Source organism: Pseudomonas sp. Sample_9 (assembly GCF_004307535.1).
GTDB lineage: Bacteria > Pseudomonadota > Gammaproteobacteria > Pseudomonadales > Pseudomonadaceae > Aquipseudomonas > Aquipseudomonas mercuritolerans.
Map to the genome: position 1 here is coordinate 1 of NZ_RAZO01000499.1, position 3,327 is coordinate 3,327.

Annotated in this window: 4 protein-coding genes; all 4 read left to right on the forward strand. The window is 59.8% G+C overall.

From position 1 onward, the window contains the following. The first annotated feature begins 51 nt into the window (after positions 1-51). The gene (locus D6877_RS28480; RefSeq protein ID WP_056783438.1) at positions 52-669 is read left to right on the forward strand and encodes a TPM domain-containing protein; all 618 of its coding nucleotides are present in this window, start codon (positions 52-54) and stop codon (positions 667-669) included. Between the two features lie 311 nt (positions 670-980). Next, complete coding sequence (locus D6877_RS28485; RefSeq protein ID WP_130912847.1) at positions 981-2,207, forward strand: SAM-dependent methyltransferase; 1,227 nt, start codon at positions 981-983, stop codon at positions 2,205-2,207. Positions 2,208-2,385: 178 nt separating this feature from the next. After that, entirely contained in the window at positions 2,386-2,967 is a 582-nt protein-coding gene (locus D6877_RS28490; RefSeq protein ID WP_130912848.1) for a DJ-1/PfpI family protein, read from the forward strand. Positions 2,968-3,046: 79 nt separating this feature from the next. Further along, on the forward strand, positions 3,047-3,327 hold a 281-nt coding region (locus tag D6877_RS28495; protein WP_130912849.1), incomplete at its 3' end, for a YegP family protein.

Genomic DNA, 3,327 nt, shown 5'->3' on the forward strand with positions numbered 1-3,327 from the left:
TCGTCCGGCGGCTGGTGAGATCAAAAGAATAATGAGCAGGCACTTTTCGACATGGCATTACTGACTGAACACGAACAACGCAAAGTCGCCGAGGCCATCGCCCGGGTCGAACGCGACACCGACGCCGAACTGGTCACGGTGCTCGCTGCCCGCGCCGACGATTACGCGTACATCCCGCTGCTCTGGGCCAGTCTGCTGGCGCTGGTGTTGCCGGGCATCGTCCACTACCTCACCGGCTGGCTGACCCTGCGCAGCCTGCTGCTGGTGCAATGGGGCATGTTCATTGTCCTCTGCCTGCTGTTTCGTCTGCCGAAAATCACCACCCATCTGGTGCCGCGCCGCGTGCGTCACTGGCGCGCCTCCAACCTGGCGCGGCGGCAGTTTCTCGAACAGAACCTGCACCACACCGTGGGCAGCACCGGCATGCTGATTTTTGTCTGCGAGGCTGAGCGCTATGTGGAGATTCTGGTGGACGAGGGGATTTCCAAACGGCTGGATAACAGCAACTGGGACGCGATTGTCGCGGCGTTTACCGAACAGGTCCGCGAAGGCCGCACGCTTGAAGGGTTTGTCACGTGCGTGGAGGCGTGTGGCGAGTTGTTGAAGGTGCATGTGCCGGTGACGCAGGTGAGGAACGAGTTGCCGAATCGGTTGGTGGTGTTGGGCTGATATGGCTTTTCACTTGAGCCCCAGACCCTCACCCCAGCCCTCTCCCGGAGGGAGAGGGAGCCGACCGAGGTGTCTTTTGCTCGACACCGACCTGAACGTCCGAGTCGACTATGGATTGAGAACCTGAGTTCGGCTCGTTTTTTCAGGTCGGCGTAGTTCTGGAGAACAGCGCGATCGGCCCCCTCTCCCTCCGGGAGAGGGCTGGGGTGAGGGGCTTCTGAACCGTTGGGTAAATAAGAGGGTGTCCTCAACCCCCATCCCCCCTAAAATACCCGCCATTCCTGATTCCGCCCGTCCGAGGCCGCTTGTCCATGTCCGTTTCCGCTTCTTCCGCGCCGTCCGCCAAACAGGCCGCCGATCACCACGCCCAGTTCATCGAGCTGCTGCAAAACAGCCTCGACGACAGCGGTTTCATCAAACTGGTATTGGCCAAATACGTCGGTGAAGAGGCGGATCTGCAGCGGGTCATCATCAAACCGGTGACGGTCAAGGCGCAGCCGTGCCTGTCATTCGTTTATCGCTACAAGACCCGCGACATCACCAAGAACCTGCCGCTGAGCGAAGGCGTGGCGCTGATTGCCGGTCTGCTGCCGACCTCGTTCAAAAATGCTCATTTACTGGCGTTGACCGACGAAGCGCAGCTGGAATACAGCAAAAAGGGCAAGAGTTCGCTGTTCAAGAGCAAGCCTCAGCAATTGCGTGAAGCGCCGTCCGCCGAGCACAACCGCGAGAAAAACCGCTTCCTCGAATTAAGTCGCCCGTTCCTCAAGGATCTGGGCGTGACCAATGCGCAGCACGAGCTGATCCCGGCGATGTCGCGCAAGTGGAAGCAGATCAACAAGTTCATCGAAGTGTTCAGCCATGCCCTGACCTCGTCGCCGCTGGCGCTGGACAAACCGGTGCGGGTCGCCGATTTCGGTTCGGGCAAGGGCTACCTGACGTTCGCCATTCACGACTACCTGCGCAATACACTCAAGGCCGAGGGCGAAGTCACCGGCGTCGAGCTGCGCGAAGAAATGGTCAACCTGTGCAACGCCGCAGCGGCCAAGCTCGAGCATCGGGGGCTGGTGTTCAAGTGCGGTGACGTGCGTACGGTGGCGCCGAGCGAGCTGGACGTGATGATCGCCCTGCACGCGTGCGACATCGCCACTGATTACGCGATTCACACCGGCATCCGCTCGGGCGCGTCGATCATCATGTGCTCGCCGTGCTGCCATAAACAGATCCGCCTGCAGATCCAGAGCCCGGCGCTGCTCAAACCGATGCTGCAATACGGCTTGCACCTCGGCCAACAAGCGGAAATGGTCACCGACAGCTTGCGCGCGTTGTTCCTCGAAGCCTGTGGTTACGAGACCAAGGTGTTCGAGTTCATCTCGCTGGAACACACCAACAAGAACAAGATGATTCTCGCGGTGAAACGCGCCGAGCCGGTCGATCCGACGCAGTTGCTGGCAAAGATCGAAGAGCTGAAAGCGTTCTACCACATCAGCGACCATTGCCTGGAAACACTGCTGCGCGCTGACGGCTATATGCCTTAACAGGCAGCTGCAAGCTTCAAGCGGCAAGCTGCAAGTTGAAGCATGACGCTGGTGTGCCTGATTTGGGTGATCCTGCTTTTTCTTGCAGCTTGCAGCTTGCAGCTTGCAGCTTGCAGCTTGCAGCTCAATTTGGGTCTACCTTGAATACTCCCCAGACCTTTCCCCGAGGAGTTTTCCCATGGCCGCGAAAAAGATCCTGATGCTGGTCGGCGATTACGTCGAAGACTACGAAGTGATGGTGCCGTTCCAGGCCCTGCAGATGGTCGGTCACACGGTCCACGCCGTGTGCCCGGACAAGCCCGCCGGCAGCACCGTGCGCACGGCGATTCATGATTTTGAAGGTGATCAGACTTACAGCGAAAAACCCGGTCACTTGTTCGCCCTCAATTTCGATTTCGCCAAGGCCAGCGAAGCCGATTACGACGCGCTGCTGATTCCCGGCGGTCGTGCGCCGGAATACCTGCGGCTGAACGACAAAGTGCTCGAACTGGTGCGCGCGTTCGACAACGCCGGCAAGCCCATCGCAGCGGTCTGCCATGGCGCGCAATTGCTCGCGGCGGCGGGTGTGCTCGAGGGGCGTGAGTGTAGCGCGTATCCGGCCTGCGCCCCGGAAGTACGTCTGGCGGGCGGCACCTACATCGACATTGCGGTGACCGACGGCCATGTTCAGGGCAATCTGGCCACCGCTCCGGCGTGGCCGGCGCATCCTAAATGGCTGGCCGGTTTCCTCGGTCTGCTCGGTACGAAAATCACCTTGTAGTCGGGGCAGGCGACAGATCGCAGACGCTGGTCTTTACTCTGAAGCGCGAAATCTCTCAATCGCCCGAGGAGAAACAGACATGTCCGGATGGTACGAAGTGAGCAAAAGCAGCAACGGCCAATTCAGGTTCGTGTTGAAAGCAGCGAACGCCGAAACGATTCTGACCAGCGAGCTCTACAGCACCCGCGCCGGTGCCGACGGTGGCATTGCCTCGGTGCAGGCCAACAGCCCGCATGACGAGCGCTACGAGAAAAAATCGACCAAGGACGGCCACCCGTACTTCAACCTCAAGGCGGCCAATCACCAGGTCATCGGCAGCAGCGAGTCGTATTCATCGGATGGCGCGTGCGACAAGGGCAT